Annotated in this window: 22 protein-coding genes and 1 riboswitch; of the genes, 7 read left to right on the plus strand and 15 right to left on the minus strand. The window is 72.9% G+C overall.

The features are described 5' to 3' along the window. Nucleotides 1-12: 12 nt before the first annotated feature. Together C6361_RS31490 and C6361_RS31495 are read right to left on the minus strand one after the other, a co-directional pair. The gene (locus tag C6361_RS31490) at nt 13-399 is read right to left on the minus strand and encodes a DoxX family protein (protein ID WP_107269960.1); all 387 of its coding nucleotides are present in this window, start codon (nt 397-399) and stop codon (nt 13-15) included. A gap of 26 nt (nt 400-425) precedes the next feature. After that, complete coding sequence (locus C6361_RS31495; protein ID WP_234359141.1) at nt 426-1355, minus strand: RNA polymerase sigma-70 factor; 930 nt, start codon at nt 1353-1355, stop codon at nt 426-428. A gap of 90 nt (nt 1356-1445) precedes the next feature. Here C6361_RS31495 and C6361_RS31500 point away from each other — a divergent pair, with 90 nt between their 5' ends. Next, nucleotides 1446-2414: an aldo/keto reductase gene (locus C6361_RS31500; protein WP_234359142.1), complete on the plus strand. Its 969-nt coding sequence runs from the start codon at nt 1446-1448 to the stop codon at nt 2412-2414. A 12-nt stretch (nt 2415-2426) separates the two neighbouring features. Here C6361_RS31500 and C6361_RS31505 read toward each other — a convergent pair whose 3' ends face one another. Next, nucleotides 2427-4415, minus strand: a complete 1989-nt coding sequence (locus C6361_RS31505; protein ID WP_107269962.1) for an acyl-CoA dehydrogenase family protein — start codon at nt 4413-4415, stop codon at nt 2427-2429. 379 nt (nt 4416-4794) lie between these two features. Between C6361_RS31505 and C6361_RS31510 the strand changes: the two genes are divergently transcribed. Together C6361_RS31510 and C6361_RS31515 are read left to right on the plus strand one after the other, a co-directional pair. Beyond that, nucleotides 4795-5475 carry a DUF5753 domain-containing protein gene (locus C6361_RS31510; protein ID WP_234359143.1) on the plus strand — a complete coding sequence of 227 codons (681 nt, stop codon included), beginning with the start codon at nt 4795-4797 and terminating at the stop codon, nt 5473-5475. Continuing rightward, on the plus strand, nt 5466-5654 hold the full coding sequence (locus C6361_RS31515; protein WP_107269964.1) for a DUF397 domain-containing protein: 189 nt from the start codon (nt 5466-5468) through the stop codon (nt 5652-5654). The genes C6361_RS31510 and C6361_RS31515 overlap by 10 nt, the downstream gene beginning before the upstream one ends. A 363-nt stretch (nt 5655-6017) precedes the next feature. Here C6361_RS31515 and C6361_RS31520 read toward each other — a convergent pair whose 3' ends face one another. The 6 genes from C6361_RS31520 to C6361_RS31545 all read right to left on the minus strand — a co-directional run bounded on the left by C6361_RS31520 (nt 6018) and on the right by C6361_RS31545 (nt 11994). Continuing rightward, nucleotides 6018-6899 carry a serine hydrolase gene (locus tag C6361_RS31520; protein WP_107269965.1) on the minus strand — a complete coding sequence of 294 codons (882 nt, stop codon included), beginning with the start codon at nt 6897-6899 and terminating at the stop codon, nt 6018-6020. A 31-nt stretch (nt 6900-6930) separates the two neighbouring features. Then, nucleotides 6931-7623 carry a hypothetical protein gene (locus C6361_RS31525; protein WP_159079582.1) on the minus strand — a complete coding sequence of 231 codons (693 nt, stop codon included), beginning with the start codon at nt 7621-7623 and terminating at the stop codon, nt 6931-6933. A gap of 82 nt (nt 7624-7705) precedes the next feature. Beyond that, nucleotides 7706-9637 (minus strand): EAL domain-containing protein, encoded by a 1932-nt coding sequence (locus C6361_RS31530; protein ID WP_107269967.1) that lies wholly within the window; start codon nt 9635-9637, stop codon nt 7706-7708. Further along, complete coding sequence (locus C6361_RS31535) at nt 9634-10215, minus strand: RNA polymerase sigma factor (RefSeq protein ID WP_107269968.1); 582 nt, start codon at nt 10213-10215, stop codon at nt 9634-9636. The genes C6361_RS31530 and C6361_RS31535 overlap by 4 nt, the downstream gene beginning before the upstream one ends. Nucleotides 10216-10594: 379 nt before the next feature. Next, the gene (locus C6361_RS31540; RefSeq protein ID WP_107271303.1) at nt 10595-11104 is read right to left on the minus strand and encodes a DUF6328 family protein; all 510 of its coding nucleotides are present in this window, start codon (nt 11102-11104) and stop codon (nt 10595-10597) included. A gap of 140 nt (nt 11105-11244) precedes the next feature. Continuing rightward, complete coding sequence (locus tag C6361_RS31545; protein ID WP_107263272.1) at nt 11245-11994, minus strand: sugar isomerase domain-containing protein; 750 nt, start codon at nt 11992-11994, stop codon at nt 11245-11247. Between the two features lie 132 nt (nt 11995-12126). Further along, nucleotides 12127-12234: riboswitch (TPP riboswitch) on the plus strand. A gap of 76 nt (nt 12235-12310) precedes the next feature. Between C6361_RS31545 and C6361_RS31550 the strand changes: the two genes are divergently transcribed. The 3 genes from C6361_RS31550 to C6361_RS31560 all read left to right on the plus strand — a co-directional run bounded on the left by C6361_RS31550 (nt 12311) and on the right by C6361_RS31560 (nt 15264). Further along, entirely contained in the window at nt 12311-12901 is a 591-nt protein-coding gene (locus C6361_RS31550) for an ECF transporter S component (protein ID WP_107263273.1), read from the plus strand. Between the two features lie 105 nt (nt 12902-13006). Then, nucleotides 13007-14464 carry an ABC transporter ATP-binding protein gene (locus C6361_RS31555; protein ID WP_107269969.1) on the plus strand — a complete coding sequence of 486 codons (1458 nt, stop codon included), beginning with the start codon at nt 13007-13009 and terminating at the stop codon, nt 14462-14464. Further along, complete coding sequence (locus C6361_RS31560; protein ID WP_107269970.1) at nt 14464-15264, plus strand: energy-coupling factor transporter transmembrane protein EcfT; 801 nt, start codon at nt 14464-14466, stop codon at nt 15262-15264. The genes C6361_RS31555 and C6361_RS31560 overlap by 1 nt, the downstream gene beginning before the upstream one ends. Nucleotides 15265-15343: 79 nt before the next feature. Here C6361_RS31560 and C6361_RS31565 read toward each other — a convergent pair whose 3' ends face one another. The 4 genes from C6361_RS31565 to recO all read right to left on the minus strand — a co-directional run bounded on the left by C6361_RS31565 (nt 15344) and on the right by recO (nt 19735). Beyond that, the gene (locus C6361_RS31565; RefSeq protein WP_107269971.1) at nt 15344-17299 is read right to left on the minus strand and encodes a serine/threonine-protein kinase; all 1956 of its coding nucleotides are present in this window, start codon (nt 17297-17299) and stop codon (nt 15344-15346) included. A gap of 194 nt (nt 17300-17493) precedes the next feature. Further along, the gene (locus tag C6361_RS31570) at nt 17494-17778 is read right to left on the minus strand and encodes a hypothetical protein (protein ID WP_107269972.1); all 285 of its coding nucleotides are present in this window, start codon (nt 17776-17778) and stop codon (nt 17494-17496) included. Between the two features lie 296 nt (nt 17779-18074). After that, a complete protein-coding gene (locus C6361_RS31575; RefSeq protein WP_199853596.1) occupies nt 18075-18887 on the minus strand; it encodes an isoprenyl transferase in 813 nt (270 codons plus the stop codon). Nucleotides 18888-18895: 8 nt separating this feature from the next. After that, nucleotides 18896-19735, minus strand: coding sequence for a DNA repair protein RecO (recO, locus tag C6361_RS31580; RefSeq protein ID WP_107269973.1), 840 nt, complete (start codon nt 19733-19735; stop codon nt 18896-18898). Nucleotides 19736-19891: 156 nt separating this feature from the next. On the opposite strand from recO, the gene C6361_RS31585 reads away from it, so the two are divergent. Next, nucleotides 19892-20677: a DUF4097 family beta strand repeat-containing protein gene (locus tag C6361_RS31585; protein WP_107263280.1), complete on the plus strand. Its 786-nt coding sequence runs from the start codon at nt 19892-19894 to the stop codon at nt 20675-20677. Here the strand turns inward: C6361_RS31585 and C6361_RS31590 are convergent. Both C6361_RS31590 and C6361_RS31595 read right to left on the minus strand, forming a co-directional pair. Next, a complete protein-coding gene (locus C6361_RS31590; protein ID WP_107269974.1) occupies nt 20658-21755 on the minus strand; it encodes an acyltransferase in 1098 nt (365 codons plus the stop codon). The genes C6361_RS31585 and C6361_RS31590 overlap by 20 nt on opposite strands. Before the next feature lie 149 nt (nt 21756-21904). Next, complete coding sequence (locus tag C6361_RS31595) at nt 21905-22561, minus strand: MOSC domain-containing protein (RefSeq protein WP_107263282.1); 657 nt, start codon at nt 22559-22561, stop codon at nt 21905-21907. Between the last annotated feature and the right edge of the window lie 65 nt (nt 22562-22626).

Below are 22626 nucleotides of genomic sequence, written 5' to 3' on the forward strand. Positions count from 1 at the left end.
CGGGCCGCCGGCTCAGCCGGTGAAGGACTCGGGGCCGAAACGACCCCAGGCCACGAAGACGGCCATGCCGAGATAGACCAGGTCGCCGATGATCGTCGCCCGCTCGCCACGGCGGAGACGCATCGCCGCCGCCGCGCCGAACAGCAGCGCCACACAGGTGGCGGTGACCGGCACCAGAACCGGCGCGATGTCGAGTACGGCGGGCAGGATCAGGCCCGCGACGGCCAGGATTTCGACGGCTCCGATGGCCCGGAGTGCGCCGGGGCTGAAGTCGAGGACCCACTGGGCGGCGTGGCCACCCATGGCCGCCATCTTCTCCCTGTGCACGAACATCTTGGAGGTGCTGACCAGCAGGACGGTGGCCAGTACGCCGGTGACGATCCACAGAGCCAGGTTCATCAGGATTTCCTTTCGAGCACGGATGGTCAGCTGTCGGTTGGCGGTCGGCGGGGCTGGCGGCTGGCGCGCACCAGGCCGGCCAGGTCGCCGACCGGGCCGAAGTGCCGCAGCTTGTCGGGGTTGACGACGGAGTGGATCGTCTGGACCTGACCGTCGGCGATGCCGAGCCCGATCACCCCGACCAGCCGGTCCTGCGAATCGAACGCCATCGCGCCGGGCTGGCCGTTGACCTCGGCGAGCTGGACGCGCACGCCGAGGCGGGGCAGCGCGGAGATCCCGGCCAGCAGGGCCCGGGCCACCCGCTGCCGGCCGTTGAGTGGCCGCCCCAGCGCCGGCGCCCTGCCGCCGCCGTCGCCGTGCAGTGCCACGTCCTGCGCCAGCAGCTCCTCCAGCGCCCGCAGGTCGCCCTGGCCGGCTGCGGCGAAGAAGCGCTCGGCCAACTCTTCCCGCTGCCGCCGGGAGGCGTGATAGCGCGGCCGGCGCTCCCGGAGGTGGTTGCGGGCCCGGGCGACCAGGTGCCGGGCACCGTCCACATCGGTACCGACGATCTCGGCGACCTCCGGGTACGGATAGTCGAACACCTCGCGCAGCAGGAACGCGGCCCGCTGCTGCGGCGTCAGGCTCTCCAGCAGCACCAGGAACGCCAGCGACAGCGAGTCGGCGGTCTCCGCGTACTCGGCCGGTGACGGGTCGGTGACCAGTGGCTCCGGCAGCCACTCGCCGACGTACCTCTCCCGGCGCACCCGGGCCGAGCGCAGCTGGTCGATGGCAAGCCGGGTGACCAGGGTGGCGAGGTACGCCCGGGGCGAGGCGATCGACTCACCCCGGCGCAGGGTCTGGTGCATCCGCAGGAACGCTTCCTGCACCACGTCCTCGGCCTCGCTCACGCTGCCGAGCATCTGGTAGGCGATGGCGAACGCCTGCGGTCGCAGCTCGGCGTAAAGCTCCGAGGACATGACATCTCCGCTCGTCGGGTTCACCCATAGAGACGAGACACCCGGACGCCCCATGACCGGCAGTCAGCCAGGTCACAGTAGGGTGCGGTCGTGCACGGAGAACAGCAACCGCCGGACGCCTTCCCCCGCCGCCCGCTCGGCGCCACCGGCCTGCGCGTCACGCCGGTCTGCGTCGGCGGCGGCCCGCTGGGCAGCATGCCGGGCCTCTTCGGGTACGACGTCAGCGCCGAACGCGGCACCGAGACCGCGCTCGCCGCGCTGACCGGCCCGTTCAACTTCCTCGACACCGCCGCCGGCTACAGCGACGGGGAGAGCGAGCGACGGGTCGGCGCCGCGCTGCGCCGGATCGGCGGCGTGCCGGAGGGCTTCGTGCTGGCCACCAAGGTGGACCGGGACATGCGGACCGGTGACTTCTCCGGTGCACAGATGCGCCGCTCGGCCGAGGGCAGCCTGGAACGGCTCGGCCTGGACCGGCTGCCGCTGGTCTATCTGCACGACCCGGAGCACATCAGTTTCGAGGCCGGCATGGCGCCGGGCGGCCCGGTCGAGGCGCTGCTCGAACTACAGCGCGAGGGCGTGATCGAACACCTCGGGGTGGCCGGCGGCCCGGTGGAGCTGATGGCGCGCTATCTGCGTACCGGGCACTTCGCGGCTCTGATCACGCACAACCGGTGGACCCTGGTGGACCGCTCGGCCGGTGACCTGATCGACGAGGCGGTCTCGCTCGGCGTCGGTGTGGTGAACGCCGCCCCCTTCGCGAGCGGCATCCTGGCCAAGGGCCCCGCCCGGTTCACCAAGTACGCCTACCGGCAGGCCGACGACGCGATGCTGGACCGGATCCGGGCGATGGAGGCGGCGTGCGCGGCGCACGGCGTACCGCTCGCGGCGGCGGCGCTCCAGTTCTCGCTGCGTGACCCGCGGATCACCTCCACCGTCGTCGGGGTGTCCCGCCCGGAGCGGATCCCGGAGACCGCCCGGCTCGCCACCTGGGCGATCCCCGAGGAACTCTGGGAGACCCTGGCTCCGCTCACCGCCCCGAAGGAATCCTGGCTCTACTGACCCCTCCGGGTCTCAGTTTCCCCCGTCCGGCTTCGGAATCCGGCGGCGTACGTCCTCGGCGGTCGACGGGCCGGGCTGCCAGGGGGCGACCCAGGGCAGGTCGGCGGGCGGGGTGACGACACCCTCCTCCACGAAGGCGTACCGGCCGGCGAGGATCCGCTTCGCCGCCGCCGTGTCGACCGAGTCGGTGTTCTCCCAGAGTGCCCGGAACAGCGCGGCGATCCGCACCCTTGCCTGCCGGCAGAAGAGGTCGGCCAGTTCGACGCCCTCGGGCCGGGTCTCCCGTTCGGCGTGCGCCCGTACGCAGACCGCCGACATCGCGAAGAGTTCCGCGCCGATGTCCACGATCCGGCCGAGGAAGCCCTGCTTGTGCTCCAGTTTCCCCTGCCAACGGGACATCCCCAGGAACGTGGACCGGGCCAGCTTGCGGGACGACCGCTCGACGTGCCGCAGGTGACCGGCGAGGGGCCCGTACTCGGCGTACCCGCCGGGGTTCTGCCCGCGTCCGACCGCGAGGGTCGGCAGCCACCTGGCGTAGAACGCGCCCGCCCTGGCCCCGGCCCGGACCTTCCGGCCGAGTTCGGCGTCGGGGTCGATGATGTCGCCGGCCACCGAGAGGTGGGCGTCGACCGCCTCCCGGGCGATCAGCAGGTGCATGATCTCGGTCGACCCCTCGAAGATCCGGTTGATCCGCAGGTCGCGGAGGATCTGCTCGACGGCGGCCGGCCGCTCGCCCCGGGCGGTCAGCGAGTCGGCGGTTTCGTAGCCGCGCCCGCCCCGGATCTGCACCAGTTCGTCGGCGATCTTCCAGGCCATCTCGCTGGCGTAGAGCTTGACGAGGGCGGCCTCGATCCGGATGTCGTTGGTGTCGTCGTCGGCGAGCAGGCAGCAGAGGTCGAGCATCGTCTCCATGCCGTAGGTGGTGGCGGCGATGAAGGCGAGCTTGCTGGCGACGGCCTCGTGCCCGCCGACCGGCCGTCCCCACTGGACCCGTTCGGCGGCCCACTCGCGGGCCACGTTCAGCGACCACTTGCCGGCGCCGACGCACATCGCCGGCAGCGAGAGCCGGCCGGTGTTCAGGGTGGTCAGCGCGATCTTCAGGCCGCGCCCTTCGCCGCCGATGACGTTCTCGGCGGGTACGAGGACGTCGGTGAAGCGGGTCAGGCTGTTCTCCAGCCCGCGCAGTCCGAGGAAGGCGTTGCGCCGTTCGACGGTGATCCCGGGCGAGTCCGCCTCGACGACGAAGGCGGTGATCCCGCCGCGCCGCCCCTCGGACGCCGGCACCCGGGCCATCACCACCAGCAGCGAGGCCACGGTGCCGTTGGTGGCCCACAGCTTGACCCCGTTGAGCCGGTAGCCGGTGCCGTCGGGGGTCGGCTCGGCTGTGGTGGCCAGCCGGGCCGGGTCGGAGCCGACGTCCGGCTCGGTCAGCAGGAACGCCGACACCTCACCGGCGGCCAGCCGGGGCAGGAAGCGCTGCTTCTGCTCGTCGGTGCCGAAGAGTTTCAGCGGCTGCGGCACCCCGATCGACTGGTGCGCGGAGAGCAGCGCGCCGATCGCCGGGCTGGCCGAGCCGGCCAGGGTCAGCGCCCGGCAGTAGTGCAGATTGCTCAGGCCGAGGCCGCCGTACTTCTTGTCGATTTTCATTCCGAAGCTGCCGAGCCGGGCGAGCCCGGCGAAGACCTCGTCCGGGATCTCGGCGTCCCGCTCGATCGCCGCGCCGTCCACCTCGGACCGGACGTAGGTGTCGAGCCGGTCGAGGAACTGATGCGCCTCGGCGGCACGCTCGGGGTCGGGCTGCGGCCACGGGTCGATCAGGTCCAGCCGGAGCCGGCCGAGGAAGAGTTCCTTGCCGAAGCTCGGCTTGCGCCACTCGGTCTCCCGGGCGGCCTCGGCGACCTGCCGGGCCTCCCGCTCGGAGACCTGCCCGGCCTCCTTGGGCAGTGGCCCGACTCCGTCCGATCCGCTCGCCGCCGGCCTGTTCTGCTCTGTCGTGGTCACGGCAACCCCCTCGATCGAGTACGGCGGTGAGGGGTCACCCGCGCTCATCACTCCGTGTGGCGGAGCGGGCAAACCCCTTGACGTGCTGCGGCCGAATACACCACCAACGCTACCCGGTTTTGTTACCCGTCGGTAGCACAAAATATGCACATGCCGTCATCCCTGGCAGCGCGCCTGGCGCCGGCCCGGCCTGCCGGGGCCGGGCGCGCGGCCCGCCACCGGTGCCGGGCTCGCGGCTTGCCACCGGGCCGGGCGCGCGGCAGACGCACCGCCGCCGGAGGAGTGACAGTGCGTTGGCGAGACTGTCGAGCTGCCCCGCTTGTGCGCCCACGCCCTGAGCACGCGACGCGACAGGCGGATCAGCTTCTCCGGTTCCCTGGTGAGCGCGGTGGAGACCGGCACCCGCCCGCTGGACTTCCGCTACCTGGCCCTGGCCGACCGTGAGCTTGACACCGGCGGCCTCTTCGTGGAGCTGCTTCGGATTGCCACCCGGGACGGCCAGTGGTTCCGCTCGTGGCGGGACGCCGAACGGAACGCTCGGATACTCCGGACGTTCGAACCGAACCTGGTGCCCGGCCTGTTGCAGACCGAGGCGTACGCCCGGACGGTGATCGCCGCCGGCAGCAGGCTCACCGAGCAGGAGATCGAGCGCCGGGTGGCCGTCCGGCTGGATCGGCAGACCATCCTCACCCGGGAGATGCCGGTGCAGCTCTTCGCGGTGCTCGACGCCACCGTGCTGGGCCGGCTGATCGGGACTCCGGCGATCATGCGGGAGCAGCTCGACCACCTGATCGCGATGGCCGAGTTGCCGAACGCCGACCTGCTGGTCGTGCCGACCGGCATCGGCATGTACGCCGGGCTGGCCGGGCCGTTCGTGCTGGCCGCGCTGGAGGGCAACGGCTGGCTCGGCTATCTGGACAATCTGCTCCGTGGTCAGATCGTCACGCTGCCGGACGAGATTGATAGCCTGCAAGAGGCGTGGGAATGCGTCCGCAGCGAGGCGTTGCCGCGCCAGCACTCCCTCGACCTGTTCAAGGAAGCGGCGAAGACATGGACCTGAGCAACGCCCAGTGGCGCACCTCCACCCGCTCCTCCAACGGCGGCAACACCTGCGTCGAGGTGGCCGACAACCTCCCCGACGCCGTACACGTCCGCGACAGCAAGGACCGCCGGGGCCCCGTGCTCACCTTCAGCACCGACGCCTGGCGCACCTTCGTCCACACCGTCAGTACCCGCTGACCCCTGAGCCACGGCGGCCGGCCGGGATTCGGTCACCTGTACGCCAGAGGCGCTACGCCGGGCAGATAACGCCTCCGACGTCCAGGTGAGCACCGAGCGCCGGCCGGGCGGCACCCGCCCGACACGGCCGGCGCCCGAGTAGACAGCAGCTGGGTAGACAGCAGCTGGGTAGACAGCGCACCGGGCAGACAGCAGCCGGGCAGGCAGCGTGCCGTGGGTGCGCAGGTGGGGCAGCTCGACAGTCTCCGGCACGGGGTACCTGCCGGGCCAGCGGAGCCTTCTCCGGACAAGCGGGCAAGCGGGCAGGCGGGCAGGCGGGGCAAGCGGGGCGAGCTGGCAGGTGGGCCCTGCCGGCCGATCAGATCAGTTCGGCGAGCCACCGACCGGTGGGATCGCGCGCAGCTCGGTGAGGGCGTACTTCGCGGCCTTCTCCACCGCCGCGATCCCCTTCTGTTGCGTCGCATGGTGATCGGAGAGCACCGCGATCAGCCAGTCCCGGCCCGGCTCGACGATCCGGCCGATGCTGTTGGTCAGCCACAGCCCGTTGTCGGCGTCGACCGTCGTCCAGCCGTTCTTGACGTAGCTCGCGGTGCCGGCCCGACCGGCAGCGGCGGTGATCCCCCAGTCCTGCTGCTTGTCGACCTCACCCATCAGCCCGAGCAGGAACTCCCGGCCCTCGTCGCCGAGCGGGCCGGCCGGGTCGGTAACCGCGGTGAGCAGCCGGAGCTGGTCGGCGGCGGTCGTCGTGGTCATCCCCCAACTCGAACTCGGGGTGGTCTGGCGCAGCCCGAGGGTCCGGTTCGCGGCGGTCAGCCCGGATCGGTAGCCGATGGCGGCGTAGAGGCCGCTCGCCGCCGCGTTGTCGCTGACCACGATCATCGAGCGGGCCAGTCGCCGTTCGTTCGCGCTGAGCCTGCGCCCCTGGTCCTGGCGGCGCAGCAGCAACGCGGCCAGGATGTCGACCTTGACGATGCTGGCGGTCTGGTACCGCCGGGTGCCGGCGGTGACCGCCAGGCCGCTGGTCCGGTCCCGCACCGCGAGCGTGACCCGGCCGCCGACTCCGCGCAGGTAACGCTCGATCCGGGTACGCGCCAGCGCCGGGTGGTCCGGGGTCGGGCTGGGCGTCGGTCGGGGCGGGCTGGCCGCCGTCTCCGGCCCGGGGCTGGCACCCGCCGAACCCGCCCACCGGTACGCCAGCCCGGTGCCGGCCGCACCCGTGCCGAGCAGCGCGGCGGCGGTGGCCACGAGCAACTCCCGGCGGCTCGGCCCGCGACGGCTAGTCAAGGAGGTCCGCCAACTTCTTCGCCACCGCGTACCCGGTGTCCCGGTCCACCGGCCCCGGAACGTTCAGCGTCGAGAGCCGGTCGCCGTGGCGTACCGCCACCAGCAGCGTGGACCGGGCCGGCGCCCCCGGCGACTCGATCCGCCCCCGCACCAGCACAGCGTCGGTGGGCGGCAGGCCGGTGTCGAGAAGCGTGAACGAGATGCTGGCGCCGTAGGCGTCGTACCGGGAGCATTTGCCCACCACCCGGCGCACGTCGTCGAGGGCCCGCACCGCCCAGCCCGGCTCGTACGCCTCGACCACCTGCGTCGCGACCAGCTCGGTCGGCTCGTGCCGGTACCGGCGCTGCACGGCGTCGCTGCGATGCCGCTGGGCCGGATAGTCCTCCGCCCGGTACGCCGGGCAGTCGGCCTGGAGCCACGGCCACGGCGGCGGCTCCGGCGGATGCGGGCTCTGCCGCCATCCCGTGCCGAGTCCGCTCGGCTGGAGCAGGGCCAGGTCGAGCGCTGCCGGTCGGTCAGCCGGACCGCTCGCGGTCAGCCGGGCACCTTCGCCGGCCGACGATCGGGGTGCCGGATCGGCGGCACAGCCGGCGGTGAGGCCGGCGACCACCAGCACGACCAGCAGCAGGACGGCTGTCGCGAACTGCCTGTCGACGGCCGGTGACGACCTTGCTCGGGCTTCCACACCCCTTAATGACGACCATCGGCCCCGGGACTTTGCATGGACCGTCGACCGGCTCCGGTGAGCCGGCCGACGGTCGGTGCGGCTATCCGGTGGCGGCCCGCAGCTCCCGCTCCGGATCGACCTCCGGCTCGGCCGGCACCAGCGGGGTACGCGCCGGGCTGGTCACCGGCTTGGGCTTGCCGACCAGGTACCCCTGGGCGAAGTCCACCCCGTAGTCGCGGAGCAGATCCATGGTGGCCTCGTCCTCCACGTGCTCGGCCGCGGTCCGGATGCCCAACCCGCGGCACATCTCGACGATCGACCGCACGATGCCGCGGTTCGCCACCGAGTGCGCGATGCCGGCGATGAACTCGCCACCCACCTTCACCAGGTCCACCGGAAAACAGGTGAGGAAGGCGAACGGCACGTGCCCGGAGCCGAAGTCGTCGAGCGCGAGCTGGCAGCCGAGCTGGCGGATCCCGTACGCGAAGTTGTGCGCCTCGGTCAGGTTGCCGATCTGCGCCGTCTCGGTGATCTCGAAGGTGAGCTGGCCGGGATCGACGTCGTACTGCTGAAGCCGCTGCTGTACCCGCTCCAGCAGGTGCGGGTCGCCGAGCGACCGCCCGGAGAGGTTCACCTGGTAGTGCGAGGTACGCGGGCCCCGGGCGATGAGTTCGATGGTTCGGTCGATCACCCACCGGTCGATCGGCAGGATCTCGTCCAGCCGTTCCGCGTCGCCGAGCAGGGTCGACGCCGAGTGTGCCTGCCCGCCGTCGTTGACCACCCGGAGCAGGATCTCCTGCCGGGTTATCTGGTTGAGCCGCAGGTCGAGGATCGGCTGGGTGTAGAGGGTGAACCGGTTCTCCGCCACCGTGGCGCGTACCCGGCTCCGGCACAGCTCCCGGCGCTCGTCCTCGGCGGCCGGCTGGTCCAGGGCGACCCGGTCGACGCCGGTCGCCCGGGCCCGGCGCCAGGCCGTCTCGGCGTCCACGATCAGGTCGACGCCTCGGCTGCCGTCCCGCCCCTGGTAGCGGACCAGGCCGCCCCAGGCGTCGACCAGGCGGGTCCGGCCGAGTACGAAGGACTGCGACCGGATGCCGTCGATGATCCGCTCGGCGAGCGCGGTGGCCGAACTCAGCGTGGTGCGCTGCATCAGCACCCCGAACTCGTACGGACCGGTCAGACCGCAGACGTCGGTGCGGCGGGCGACCCGGCGGACGACCTGGGCGACCGCCACCGCCAGCCGCTGCTGCTCGTCCGCGTCGCCGCCGAACTCACCCTCCGGATCGGGGTCGAGCCCGGCGTCGGGGCCGGTGGCCGGGCCGACCGGTTCGACGGCCACCACCAGCAGCACGCCGGGCCCGCCCCGCTGGGCGGTGTCGATCTCGTCGGCGAACCTCGCCCGGTGGAAGAGCCCGGTGACCGGGTCCCGGCCGGCCAGTTCCGCCTGCACCGTCTCGCGGCGGCGGGCCAGTCGGGCCTGCTCCTGGCGGGCGAGTTCGAGTTCGGTGACGTCCCGGCCGGTGGCGATGATGCCGTACGGCCGGTTCTCCCCGTCGACGACGTATTCGAGGTGGCAGTGCACGTACCGGGTGACCCGGTCCGGGCCGATCACCCGGCAGGTCGTCTCCCGGACGGTCCGGTCCCGCCACACCGACTCGACCACCCGGCGTACCCCGTCGACGTCGTCGGGGTGGACCAGCCGGGTCAGCGTCGCGACCGAGTGCCGGAGGGTGCCGGGCGGATAGCCGAGGATCAGGGCCATCTCGTCGGACCAGGTCAGCTCTCCGCTGGCCCGGACCCAGGTCACGGTGCCGAGCTTGGCCAACTGGGCCGCCCGGGTGATCCGGGCCACCTCGTCGGTGTCGGTGGTCAGCGGATCGCGTACCTCGATGTCGCCGGTCAGGTCCCGGCCCTCGGAGAGCGCCCGCTGGTATTCCTGCTGCACCCGGCGGGTCGCCCGGCGGGCCCGGGCCCGTTCCAGTTCGCTGAGCGTCCGGTCGGAGGCCAACGACAGGATGTCGTCCAGGTTCATCCCCGCTCCCTCCCGGAGGGCGTGTCGAAGCCCGCCTGCTGGGCGAGTTCCTTCAACCGGGACCGCGCCTCCTGCCGGTAGGTCCGCACGGTGTTGTAGGCGATGCCGAGGATGGCCGCGATCTCGTGGTCGGACCAGCCGTCGAGTGCCAGTACGAAGACCTCGGCCTGCCGGGGTGGCAGCCTCGGCAGCCAGCCGCGCAGCAGTTCCCGGGCCTCCGCCGGGTCGGCCGGTTCGGCGAGCCGCTCCGGCGGCACCTCCTCCAGACTGACCGTCACGTCCTGCCGGCGCCGCCGTTGCAGCACCAGCAGCTTGTACCGGGCGGTCTTGTACATCCAGGCCAGCGGCTTCTCGTAGTCGCGGATCTGCTCCCACTTGTCCCGGGCGGTGATGAACGCCTCCTGTACGGCGTCCTCGGCCAGCCCCCGGTCCGGGCACTGGGCGAGCAGGAAGCGCTCGACCAGCACGAAGTTCCGCTGGCAGAACGCCTCGAAGCTCACCTCGGACTCGGCCTGGCCCCGGTCCCCCAACCGGGCGGCCGACTCGGCCCGCACCACCGCGTTGTCCCCGCTCCTCATGCCGCCTCGCCCCCGTCTGTTCGACGCAGACCCCGCAGCTCCACGACCCGGTGCCCGTCGCGGTCCCGCACCAACAGCCCCGACCCCCCGATCAGGCCCACCAGCACCGCCACCGAGCTCCCGGTCGACAGTCCCCCCAGAACCTCGCTCATCCTCGCCTCTCGCGGTCCGTAGTTGTCGTTCCGCGTATAACTCTCCGTCAAGGGCCTCGGCGTAGGGGGCGACCCGCCCAGGCGAAGATGACAATGATCAATAAAGCGGCAACGAGCTGGGGTATTTCCTCCGATCAGCCACAGTAGACAAGCCGATCGAACGAACACGTCTACTGTCCAGTATGGATTGCAGAGAGTTACGACAAGACGATCTGGGCGGGGCGAGTTCAGTCGACCGCGTCGGGGCGGGCGGTGGCCGGCTGCTCGTCGTCGTCCTCGTCGGCCTCGCCCCAGTTGCGGCGCAGGAACGGCAGCACGGCCCAGAAGGTCAGGAACCAGATCCCGGTCACCCCGCTGAGCACGAACGCCACCGGCCGGGGCAGCACGAAGTCGGTGATCAGCAGTACCGAGCTGACCATCGCGATCAGCATGAACGCCAGCCCACCGGTCGCCATGCCGTGCGCGAACCGGACCAGCTCCGGCTTGCGCCCCTGCCGGAAGAGCGCCCGGTGGAAGGCGACCGGCGAGATGATCAGTGCGGTGGCCGCGGCGGCGGCCAGCAACGCGACGATGTAGGTGTCCTTCTGGAACTCCGTGGCTCGCGGGAAGCCGTTGCTGAAGGGCAGGGTGAGCAGGAAGGCGAACAGGATCTGCACCCCGGTCTGCGCCACTCGCAGCTCCTGCAACAGGTCGGCGAAGTTTCGCTGCCAACGCTGCTTCTCCGTCTCCACGGCCACCTGGGCCTCCTCCCCCTCGGTCAAGTTCGCAGCAGTGTGCCCTGACCGACCGTACGTGAAACGCGAGGAAGGCTCGTCAGCGGACGGGGAGGCGGTACCGGGACCAAACCGGGCGGCCTGGGAGGTCGGAGCGTGCCGGGTCAGCCGCCCCGGCGGATCCGGCCGGCGTACCGCGCCTCCAGGCTGTTGTTGTGGTCGTCACTGTCCGGGATGTTCGCCGAAAGGTAGACCGGGGCCGTCTCCCCCGCCTCCACCAGCCGGCGGACCACCTCCACCACGACCTGCTGGGCGAGGAGCGCGGCAGTGATCGAGGAGACCGCGCCGACCGCGCCGCCACCGGGCAGCGGCAGCGTCGCGTCGCCGTACGGAGCGCCGTTGTCGAGTACCACGTCGGCGAGGTCGCTCAGCTTCCGGCCGGACGGGTGCCGGGAGGCGACCCGGGCCGAGTGCTGCTCCGAGGTGATCGCGATCAGCCCGTGACCGCGCTCCTTCACCAGCGACGCGAACTCGACGATGGTGCCGTTCACCCCGGAGTTCGAGGCGATCACGAAGACGTCCCGGGGGTCGATCGGGGTCAGCTCGTAGAGCCGGCGAGCCACGGTCGGGTCCCGCTCCAGGGTCGGGCCGAGGATCTCGACCGGCTCGCCGCCGCGCAGTACCAGGTCACGCAGCGCGATCCGGTTCGTCGGGACCAGCCCGCCGGCCCGTCCGGCGATCTCCATGGCCAGCGCCTCCGAGTGGCCGGTACCGAACGCCTGCACCACCCCGCCGGCCCGCAGCGCGTCGGTGACCAGGTCGGCCGCCCGGCGTACGCCGTCCCGGGCGGCGACCGCCACCCGCCCGATCGTCTCGGTGACCACGTCGAGATAGCCCTCGGGGCTGAGTGTCACGCCGCACGCGTCCCTTCGAGATGTTGATCTGGGCCATCCACCCTATCCCGCCGCCTGGTGGGCGCCGCCACATCCGCCGGTTCCACCGCTGTCGGCACCGCGGCATCCGGTGTACGGTCTGCGGAACAACAGCACATCCGACAGGGGAGCGCACAGCGCTGAGAGTGCGGGTGACACACCCGCAGACCCTCGAACCTGATCTGGGTAATGCCAGCGCAGGGAGTTCGGTCGAGTCTCCAGCCGCGCCGCAGTCCGGGCCGTCCCGGGTTGCGGCGTGCGTCTTGCCTGGTTCGCCACGCGACTGGGAGGCATGCCCATGAGTTCGTCCACCACCACCAGATGGCGCACCGTCGACATCGTCGTCGCCTCGGTCATCGCGGTCGCGTTCGGGGTCATCTTCTGGGCCTGGAACCTGGTCTGGGGTGCCACCGAGGGTGCCTTCACCTTCTTCCCGCCGGCCCAGGCGGTCATCTACGGCATCTGGCTGGTACCCGGCGTGCTCGGCGGCCTGGTGATCCGCAAGCCGGGTGCGGCGCTCTACTGCGAGTTCCTCGCCGCCTTCGTCTCGGTGCTGCTCGGCAGCCAGTGGGGCACCGTCGCGATCCTCCAGGGGCTCGCTCAGGGTGTCGGCGCCGAGCTGGCGTTCCTCGCCGTCGGGTACCGCTCGTTCCGGTTGCCGGTGGCGGTCGCCTCCGGCCTGCTGGCCGGGCTCGCCGCGGCGATCTTCGACCAGATCCGCTACTACTCCGAGTACGACTTCGACTCGTTCCGGCTGCCGGTCTTCCTCTTCACCGTGCTCAGTTCGGCGGTGCTGGCCGGTGCCGGCGGCTGGGCGCTCACCCGGGCCCTGGCCCAGACCGGTGTGCTGGACCGGTTCCCGGCCGGTCGAGACCGCACCGCCGTGTGAGCGGCGCGACTGCGGTGGTGCCGTCGTGAGCGAGCGGAGCGAGCGAATCAGCCAGCTCAGTGCGGATGAGCCTCATGACGGCACGCAGCGAAGCGGAGTGCCGGCATGAGTGAGGTGCGGCTGCGCGGCTTCGGCTGGCGGCACGCGGGCCGGCGGGCCTGGGCGGTCCGCGACGTCGACCTGCGGATCGGACACGGCGAGCGGGTACTCCTGCTCGGCGCCTCCGGTGCCGGCAAGAGCACCCTGCTGGCGGCACTGGCCGGGCTGCTCGCCGAGGACTCCGGCGAGCAGGAGGGCACCGTCGAGATCGACGGGCTCGATCCGCGGAAGGCGAGGGAGCGGGTCGGGATCGTCTTCCAGGACCCGCAGACCCAGCTCGTGATGGACCGGGCCGGCGACGACGTGGCGTTCGGCCTGGAGAACCGGGGCGTACCGGCGACGGAGATCTGGCCCCGGGTCACCGAGGCGCTGCACCGGGTCGGCTTCCCGTACGGCCTGGACCGGTCCACCGCCGCGCTCTCCGGCGGCGAGCAGCAGCGGCTCGCCCTGGCCGGGGTGCTGGCGCTGCGGCCCGGACTGCTGCTGCTCGACGAGCCGACCGCCAACCTGGACCCGGCCGGCGCGGAGCTGGTCCGCGACGCGGTCCGGGCGGCGGTCGACGACGACACCACGCTGATCCTGGTCGAGCACCGGGTGTCGGAGGCGCTGCCACTGGTCGACCGGGTGGTGGTGCTCGAACCGGGCGGCGGGGTACGCGCCGACGGGCCGCCGGAGCGGGTCTTCGCGGCGCACGGCGCGGCACTGGCCGCCGCCGGGGTCTGGGTGCCGGGGCCGCCGCCGGCACCGCGCCGGGCCGCGACCGGACCCGGCGAGGCGCTGCTCACCGCCGACCGGCTCGGCCTGCCACCCCGGCTGGCAAGCACCGACCTGCGGGTACGCGCCGGCGAGGCGCTCGCGGTGCTCGGCCGCAACGGTGCCGGCAAGTCAACCCTGGCGCTGCTGCTCGGCGGGCTGCTCCGGCCCGGCAGCGGCCGGCTGTCGGCCTCCCCGGAGCTGGCCGGGCGGCACGCCGGCACCGCACCGCACCGGTGGCGGGCGCCGGTGCTGGCCGGCCGGATCGGCTCGGTCTTCCAGGATCCGGAGCACCAGTTCGTCCGCGGCACCGTATTCGAGGAGCTGGCGCTCGGGCCGCGCCGGATCGGCCGGCCCGAGGCGACGGTCCGGTCGGTGGTGGACGAGCTGCTGGTGCGGCTCCGGCTGGACCGGTTGGCGGCGGCGAACCCGTACACCCTCTCGGGTGGGCAGGCGCGGCGGCTGAGCGTGGCGACCGCGCTGGCCACCGCGCCCCGGCTGCTGGTGCTGGACGAGCCGACCTTCGGCCAGGACCGGCGTACCTGGCTCGAACTGGTCGACCTGCTCGCCGGGCTCCGCGACGACGGGCACGGCATCGTCACCGTCACCCACGACGCCGACTTCGTCGCCGCGCTGGCCGACCGGACGATCCGGCTCGGCGGCGACGGGGCGACGGAGTCCGGGCAGGCCCGGGCGGCGGGGCGGGCCTGATGATCCCGTACCAGCCGATCGCCGCCCCCGGCGCACCGCTGGCCCGGCGCAACCCGGTGGCCAAGGTCGCCGCCGCGATGATCTTCTCGGTGGCGCTGATCGTCACGGTGGACCCGGTGGCTCCGGCGGTGGCGATCGCCTTCGAGCTCGCCGTGGTGCCGCTCTTCGGCGTCCGGTACGCCGCACTGGCCCGCCGGGCCTGGCCGCTGCTGCTCAGCGCCCTCGGCATCCTCTGCACCCTGGTGCTCTTCGCCGCCGAGCGGACCGGCAGCCTGCTGTGGCAGGCCGGGCCGGTGGAGGTCACCACCGGGGTACTCGGCACCGCGCTCGGCATGGCGCTGCGGGTGATCGCGGTGGCGCTGCCCGGCGTACTCGTCTTCGCCACCACCGATCCCACCGACCTGACGGACGCGCTGATCCAGAACGTCAAGGCGCCGCCCCGGTTCGCGATCGGGGCGCTGGCCGCGTTCCGGCTGGTACCGCTGCTCGCCCTGGAGTGGCGGATGTTGAGCCTGGCCCGGCGGGCCCGGGGCGTCGACGCCGGACGGAATCCGCTGGCCCGGCTGCGGCTGTTCGGCTCGACGGCGTTCGCCCTGCTGGTCGGGGCGATCCGCCGGGGTACCCGGCTGGCCACCGCGATGGACGCCCGGGGCTTCGACTCGGGCTCGCCGCGTACGTCGGCACGCCGGCAGCGGTTCACCGTCGCCGACGCCGCCCTGGTCGCCGGGGCCGCGATGCTGGCCGGCGGAGCGCTCGCGGTCAGCGTCGCGCTCGGCGCCTTCCGCCCGCTGGTCGGCTGAGCGACCGACCCTCGCCGGCAGACGCGCCCGGCCGGGCGGCGCGGCGCCGACCAGTCTCCGCCGAGCGGCGCGGGCCCGGTCAGTCCAGGGTGGCGATCTCGATGTCGCCGAACGAGACCCGGTAGGACGGCTCCCGGTCCGGGTCGGAGGTCGGGTCGGAGAAGATGCCCAGCACCACCCGGCCGGCCACCGGCGCGTCGTCCCGGGCGGCGCCGATCTGCCGACCGTCCTGATAGAAGCGGAGTTCCTCGCCGTCGGCGACCACGCCGACCCGGATCCGGCCGTTCGGCCGCCGATCCGCGGGGAAGGGGAAGTCGCCGGCCTCGAGCGCGGCATCGGGCCCGTGCCGCATCAGGTGGTACCCGTCGGCGCAGATCCGCAGCACGTACCCGCCCTGCGCGTCGGTGAACCGGAACCAGATCCCGGCGCAGCTGACCGGCTCGACCAGGACGACGTCGACCTCGGCCCGTACGTCGGCCCAGACCCGCTGCGGCCCCGGGCACCGGTACGGGCCGTCGCTCTGCTTGGAGACCACCAGTCCGCCGTCGAACTCGCAGCCGACCCGGTGCCGCTGGTCCGTCCTCGGTGTCCAGAGGCCGGACCTGGTCAGCGGATCGGCGACCACCACCCGGCCGGGCGGCGGTGCCCCGGCGGACGGGGTGGGACTCGCCGGCCCGGTCGGGCCACCGATCGTGGCGCCGGGTCCGGCGTTGGCCAGCGGACCCGGTGGGGTCTGGCCGACTCCCGGCCGCTCCGCGCCGGGCGGCAGCACCCCGCTGGCGTAGCCGACGGTGACCGCCGCGCCCAGCAGTCCGACGAGCGCGAAGAGCGCGCTGGCGAGCGTCCCCCACCGGCCGCCTCCTCGACGGTCCGGTGCGGCGGGGGCGACCGGCTGACCGGGCGGCGGCGCGGGCTGGAACACACCGGGCCGCCCGGCGGCTGCCGGATCGACGGCTCCCGGGACGGTCGCGCCGGAGGTGCCGGGCGGTGGGGCGTCCCGCACGACCAGCCCGTACGGGTTGCCGGCGAACCGCTCCGGGGCGCCGGGCGGGCCCGCCGTGCCGGGCCCGGCCGCCGAACGTCCGACCAGCGCGGTCTCGGCGAGCGGGCGCTGGTCGGTGACGGCCTGCGCCTGCTCGGCCGCGGCCAGCAGGTCCGGTTGCCGGACCAGCGTCTCGGCGACCTGACCGGTTCGGCCCGGCCCGCCGGCCAGCAGCCGGTCCAGCAGGTCACGGGTGTTCGGCCGGCGGTGCGGCTCCTTGGCCAGCGCCAGTTCGACCAGTTCGCGCAGGGGTCCGGTCAACCCGTCGAGATCGGGCTCCTCGGTCATGATCCGTACCGCCGTCGCGGCCGGTGTCTCCGCGGCGAACGGGGTACGCCCGGTGCCGGCGTACGCCACCACGGCGCCCCAGGCGAAGACGTCGGCGGCCGGCGTGAGTACCCCCTTGGTCGCCGGCTCGAACCGTTCCGGCGCCATGTACGCCACCGTGCCGATCACCTGGTCGGTACGGGTACCGGCGGCGGTGCCGTGCATCGCGCGGGCGATCCCGAAGTCGATCACCTTCGGGCTGCCGGGCGGCAGCAGCACGTTGCTCGGCTTGAGATCGCGGTGGATCACCCCGGCGCCGTGGATCGCGGTGAGCGCGGTCGCCATCCCGATCGCGAGTCCGTAGAGGTTGCCCGGGGTGAGCGGGCCACGGTCGGCGACCACCGTGGACAGACTGGGGCCGTCGACGTACTCGACGATCAGGTAGGGCGGGTCGTGGTCGGGGTCGGCGTCGAGCACCTCGGCGGTGCAGAACGGCGGCACCTGCCGGGCCCGTTTCACCTCGCCCCGGAACCGGCGCCGGAACTCGGCGTCGTGCGCCAGGTCCGGCCGGATCACCTTGACCGCGACCGTCCGCGCATCGGCCAGCCGGGCCAGGTAGACGGTGCCCATGCCGCCCTCGCCGAGCCGACCGACCAGCTCGCACGGGCCGAGTTGGCGTGGATCGGTGGGCCGGAGCGGTTGTGCCCCGGAGACCTCGCCCGTCATCCCGACCCTCCACCGCCCCGCGGACCAGCCACCCCGTCACCGGAAGTCGAGTAAGTATCACATTGGATCAGCTCCCTCGGGAGGCCGGTCGGCGCCACCGTGTGCGCGCGACTCGGCGACGGGGCCTCCCCGGACAGGGCGGACGGCGCCGGGCGGGTGGCCCGGCGCCGTTCCCGTGGATGGGTGCGGCCGGCTCAGCTGCGCCGGAAGGCGTACTGGCGGGACGACGCGCTGCCCCGACCACGCCCGACACCGGCCGGGCCGCCGCCGTTGCGGATCGCCGGACCCGCCTTCGGCGCCGCCGGCCGCTGGCGTGCCGGGCTGTCGTCACCCGGCGACCCGGTCGGGGTGTCGTCACCCGGCAGCACGATCGGGGCGGCGAGTTCGATCGGGTCGTCCGCCGGCCGGGCGACCCGGGCCGGGAAACCGCCCTTACCGGTCGAGCCGGTGGTCTTCCTGGACTTTCGTTTGGCAGGCATACGGTGTTCTCTCCTCCTGGTCGGGACCGCCCTGCTTGCGCAGCGGCAGCGGCGCGCGGGAATGGGATCCCGGGAGTCCGTTCGCGGAGGTGTCACCGATCGGTGACGGGTCGCCGGAAAAGGCGGAACGGCACGGACGCCCGGAGCGCTCGCACCCGCGCCGCGCGGAACAGGCGGGCGGGTCGGCTCGGATGAAGGGGCATCAGTACCGCATGTCTGGACCATAGCCCGGTTCGCTCCCCGGGCGCACCTGTTTTTCGACTCGAAGTCGAACCGTCTTCCGCGGGCCCGCGCGGTCAGCCGTGTGCCGGTCCGGGCGCGACCGGGTTGGGCAGGGCACCGCCGAACCTGCGGTCCCGCTGCGCGTACAGCTCGCAGGCGTACCAGAGGTGGCGGCGGTCGAAGTCCGGCCAGAGGGTGTCCAGGTAGACCAGTTCGGCGTACGCGCTCTGCCAGAGCAGGAAGTTGGAGATCCGCTGTTCGCCGGAGGGGCGGAGGAACATGTCGACCGGCGGCACCTCGGGGTGGTAGAGGTACCGCGAGATCATCTTTTCGTTGACCTTGCCCGGATCCACCCTGCCGGCGGCGACGTCCCGGGCGATCGCGGCGGCCGCGTCGGCGATCTCGGCCTGCCCGCCGTAGTTGACGCAGAACTGGAGGGTCAGCGTCGAGTTGCCCCGGGACATCTCCTCGGCCGTCTGCAACTCCGAGATCACGCTCTTCCAGAGCCGGCCGGCCCGCCCGGACCAGACGACCCGGACCCCCAGCTCCACCAACTGGTCCCGGCGGCGCCGGATGACGTCCCGGTTGAAGCCCATCAGGAAGCGCACCTCGTCCGGCGAGCGCCGCCAGTTCTCCGTGGAGAAGGCGTACGCCGACAGATAGGGGATGCCGAGTTCGATCGCGCCCTCGATGGTGTCGAAGAGGGAGTACTCGCCCTGCTCGTGACCCTTGGTCCGGGGCAGTCCGCGCTGCTTGGCCCAGCGCCCGTTGCCGTCCATCACCACCGCCACGTGCTTCGGCAGCGCCTCGACCGGCAGCGCCGGGGGGCGGGCCCCGGACGGGTGCGGGGTCGGTGGCACCGGGCCCCGACGGCCCCGGTTGGTCATCGCTCGGATCACTGTGCTTCCTTCGTTACGTCCGCCGGGTCGGGGCGCGGGAGGTGCCGCGCCCGCTCGGTACGCTCACCGGTCGATCCCCTGTCGACCAGCGGCAAGGAGCGTAACCCCCGCTCCAGATGCCATTGCAGGTGTGCCGCCACCAGCCCGCTGCACTCCCGGCGGTGCGGCGGCTCGGCGGCGTCCGCGGTCCGCCAGTCCCCGGAGGCGAGCGCGGCCATCAGGTCGAGGGTGGCCGGCGCCGGATGGGCGGCGCCGGGCGGCCGGCAGTCCGGGCAGACACAACCCCCGGCGGGTACGGAGAACGCGCCGTGCCGGCCCGGCGTACCGCAGACCGCGCAGGCGACCAGTGCCGGTGCCCAGCCGGCCAGCCCCATCCCGCGCAGCAGGTAGGCGTCCAGCACCAGGGTGCTGGCGTGCTCCCCGTCGGCGAGCGCGCGCAGCCCGCCCAGGGTGAGCTGGAACAGCCGCAGCGACGGCTCCCGCTCGACCGGGGTGAGCCGCTCCGCCGTCTCGGCGATCGCGCTCGCCGCCGTGTAGCGGGGATAGTCGGAGACGAACGCCTTGCCGTAGAGCGCGATCCCCTCCACCTGGCTGATCGAGTGCAGCGAGCTGCCCTGCTCGCCCTTCGGGTCGCCGGCGATCTGGAGGTCGACGTGGCCGAACGGCTCCAGCCGGGCACCGAACCGCGAGGTGGTCCGGCGTACCCCCCGGGCGACCGCCCGCAGCCGGCCGTGCCGGCGGGTCAGCAGGGTGATGATCCGGTCGGATTCGCCGAGTTTCTGCACGCGCAGCACCACCGCGTCGTCGCGGTAGAGCTGTCGGCGGTACCCGGGCACCCGCCCATTGTTCCCTGCCGCCGGACCCCGCCGGTCGCCCGGTCCGCCGGGCGCTGCCCCGGTCGGCGACCCTGAGACGGTTCTCAGGGTCGGATCGGGGTCGGTCGGTGGCGGACCCGGATGTCCCGGGCCCCGCCGCCGCCATACTCTTCGGCAATGCTGGTTTCCCGGACCACCGCCCTGACCGGCGGGCTCGCCCTGGTCGCCCTGATCGGCCTCGCCGGCTGCGACGGCTTCGCCGAACAGCGCCTCACCTACGACCGGACCGAGGACGTGAAGATCACCGAGATCGAGGTGCTCCCCGGCGCCGGAGACGTGGTGATCCGGACCGGAGCGGTGCAGAACGTCCGGATCGAGCGGGTGGTGCAGTACCGCGGCCCCGAGCCGAACGACGCCACCTACCGGATCGAGGGCACGAAGCTCGTCCTGGACACCGACTGCGGCAAGCACTGCGGGGTCTCCTACGACGTCCTCGCTCCGGCCGGGGTCGCGCTGCGCGGCGAGAACGGCTCCGGGAACGTCACCCTGACCGCGCTGACGACGGTGGACATCAAGGTCGGCTCCGGCGACATCTCGGTGACCGACGCGAGCGGCGCGGTACGCGTCGAGACCGGCTCCGGGGACATCCGGCTGAACCGGGTACCCGGCACCGTCTCGGCCCGGGCCGGCTCCGGATCGATCGAGGGACGCTCGCTGGGCGCCGGAAAGGTGAGCGCGCAGACGGGTTCCGGCGACATCTCGCTGACCCTCGTCGCCGCCGGCTCGGTCCAGGCCAGCGCGTCGAGCGGCTCGATCGACGTCACCGTACCGGCCGGCGGCTACCAGGTGACCGCGCACGCCGACTCGGGCAGTACCGACGTGCGGGTGCCGAACGACCCGGCCGCGAAGTCCGTACTCGACATGCAGACCGGCAGCGGCGACATCACCGTCCGGTCGAACTGAGCCCGGCGGGCTCGCCGGCCGGCGTACCCCGGGCCGGCTCCCTCCGGACCGCCGCCGTGGCGCCGCCGGCCGGCGCCCGGACGGTGCCGCCGGGCAGCAGGCACGGTGGACGCCGGGCCGCCACGTCCTCGACCCAGCCGAAGAGCGCGACCGCGACCGCCACCAGCACCGCGACGGCGGCCAGCCGGGTCGCCAGGCCGAGCGCGGAGGAATGGGCGAGCCCGAGCCCGGAGAGCAGCTCGTTGACGGCGATCACGAAGGGCATGTGCCAGAGATAGACGGTCAGCGCCCGGGCGTTCAGCACGGTCACCGCCCGGCGCAGCGGCGCCCAGCGGTCGACCGGGGCGACCGCCGAGGGAGCGAAGCCGAAGACCAGCAGCACGAAGGCGACGGACCAGAGCGCGTTGCCCAGCGGTACGTCGTTCAGGTCGTAGCCGCGCGGCCCCTGGTGGCTCAGGGTCCAGGCGAGCCCGACCGCGCCGACCGGTACCGCGACGGCCAGCAGCAGCCGGCGGGACATCCGCCGCAGCAGCCCGTCGTGCTGGGCGAAGCCGAGCAGCCAGGCCCCGTAGTAGAGCCCGAAGTCGCGGAGCAGTCCCGGCGCCTCGGGATAGCCGAACTCGACGACCCCGAGCAGCAGGTACGGGGCGAGCAGCGTCGGCACCGGCCAGCGGCGGAAGAGCCAGCGGGCCAGCGGCGAGACTGCGACGAACCACAGGTAGTCCCGCAGATACCAGACCACGCTCAGCGTCAGCGCGCCCCAGGAGTTGGCCGGCGGGTCGGCCAGCGGCAGTACCCAGAAGACCAGCCGCCAGGACGGCGCCAGGCCGGTGAGCAGCATCGCGGGTACGAAGAGCAGCGCCACCAGCCAGAGCGACGGCAGCAGTCGACGCAGCCGCCGGCCGACCGCCGCGGGACCCCAGCGGTCGAGGGAACTGGCCATCAACGCCCCGGCGAGGGCGAACATCACCGACATGGCCGGGAACGCCAGGGTGAGGAAGGCCCAACCGGTGACGTGGTAGACGACGACTCGGACGATGGCAAGACAGCGGAGCAGGTCGTAGTACCGGTTTCGCATCAGCCTGACTTGTCGCCGGGAGGAGGGGACAGGATGCCTTCGTACCCCGCATCCCCGCCCCGACAACCGATTCCGCGCAGGTTCCGCGATGAACCCTCCGGGAATTCGCGGCGAACGGCCCGGAACCGCCGTCGGACACCCCTACCGGGTCAGACCCCCAACCGTCGCCTGACCTGCTCGCGCAACTCCTCCGGCGCCTCCTCGACGGCGAGCAGCCGGTGCAGCAGCTCCGGCTCGGACATCCAGGCCCGGAACCCCTCGGCGACCGTCACCCCGTGCTCCGGCCGGTGCGACACCGTCACCTCGTCACCCGCGCGCACCTGCCCCGGCCGCACCACCCGGAGGTACGCCCCCGGCCGGGCCGCCTGGGTGAACCGCTTCAGCCAGCGCGGCAGCCCCATCTTGACCTGGAAGGTGGCGCACGGGATCCGGCCGAACGTGGTCTGCAACACCAGCTCGGAGCCGACCTGCCACCGCTCGCCGAGAACCGCCCCGTTCACGTCGAGCCCGACCGTGGTCAGGTTCTCCCCGAAGAGGCCGCCGGGGAGCGGGCGCCCCAGTTCCGCCTCCCACCAGTCGTAGTCCTCCCGGGCGTACGCGTAGACCGCCTGGTCGTCGCCGCCGTGGTGCGCCAGGTCGAAGATCTGGTCACCGACCAGGCCGCTGCCCAGCCCGACCTTCTTCGGCCCGGGTGCCCGGACCAGTACGGGCCCGTCCACCGGGCGCTTGTTGATGCCGGTGGTCCCGACCGCCTTGGCGCTGTTCGGCTCGGGCACGGCCAGGTTGACGGAGAGGATTTTTCCCATGGATCCGCACCCTACCCAGTGCCGTCCTTCGACATGCACCGATTTCATGCGCTCTCCGGGGGCCG

Source organism: Plantactinospora sp. BC1, assembly GCF_003030345.1.
GTDB lineage: Bacteria > Actinomycetota > Actinomycetes > Mycobacteriales > Micromonosporaceae > Plantactinospora.

Bases quoted from the DNA above. Each gene is read 5' to 3' on its own strand.
- C6361_RS31515 (WP_107269964.1), top strand. From the start codon at position 5,466: ATGGACCTGAGCAACGCCCAGTGGCGCACCTCCACCCGCTCCTCCAAC.
- C6361_RS31575 (WP_199853596.1), bottom strand. From the start codon at position 18,887: ATGACCAACCGGGGCCGTCGGGGCCCGGTGCCACCGACCCCGCACCCG.
- C6361_RS31565 (WP_107269971.1), bottom strand. From the start codon at position 17,299: ATGACGGGCGAGGTCTCCGGGGCACAACCGCTCCGGCCCACCGATCCA.
- C6361_RS31490 (WP_107269960.1), bottom strand. From the start codon at position 399: ATGAACCTGGCTCTGTGGATCGTCACCGGCGTACTGGCCACCGTCCTG.
- C6361_RS31550 (WP_107263273.1), top strand. From the start codon at position 12,311: ATGAGTTCGTCCACCACCACCAGATGGCGCACCGTCGACATCGTCGTC.
- C6361_RS31560 (WP_107269970.1), top strand. From the start codon at position 14,464: ATGATCCCGTACCAGCCGATCGCCGCCCCCGGCGCACCGCTGGCCCGG.
- C6361_RS31555 (WP_107269969.1), top strand. From the start codon at position 13,007: ATGAGTGAGGTGCGGCTGCGCGGCTTCGGCTGGCGGCACGCGGGCCGG.
- C6361_RS31570 (WP_107269972.1), bottom strand. From the start codon at position 17,778: ATGCCTGCCAAACGAAAGTCCAGGAAGACCACCGGCTCGACCGGTAAG.
- C6361_RS31590 (WP_107269974.1), bottom strand. From the start codon at position 21,755: ATGCGAAACCGGTACTACGACCTGCTCCGCTGTCTTGCCATCGTCCGA.
- C6361_RS31495 (WP_234359141.1), bottom strand. From the start codon at position 1,355: ATGTCCTCGGAGCTTTACGCCGAGCTGCGACCGCAGGCGTTCGCCATC.
- C6361_RS31535 (WP_107269968.1), bottom strand. From the start codon at position 10,215: ATGAGGAGCGGGGACAACGCGGTGGTGCGGGCCGAGTCGGCCGCCCGG.
- C6361_RS31530 (WP_107269967.1), bottom strand. From the start codon at position 9,637: ATGAACCTGGACGACATCCTGTCGTTGGCCTCCGACCGGACGCTCAGC.
- C6361_RS31595 (WP_107263282.1), bottom strand. From the start codon at position 22,561: ATGGGAAAAATCCTCTCCGTCAACCTGGCCGTGCCCGAGCCGAACAGC.
- C6361_RS31585 (WP_107263280.1), top strand. From the start codon at position 19,892: ATGCTGGTTTCCCGGACCACCGCCCTGACCGGCGGGCTCGCCCTGGTC.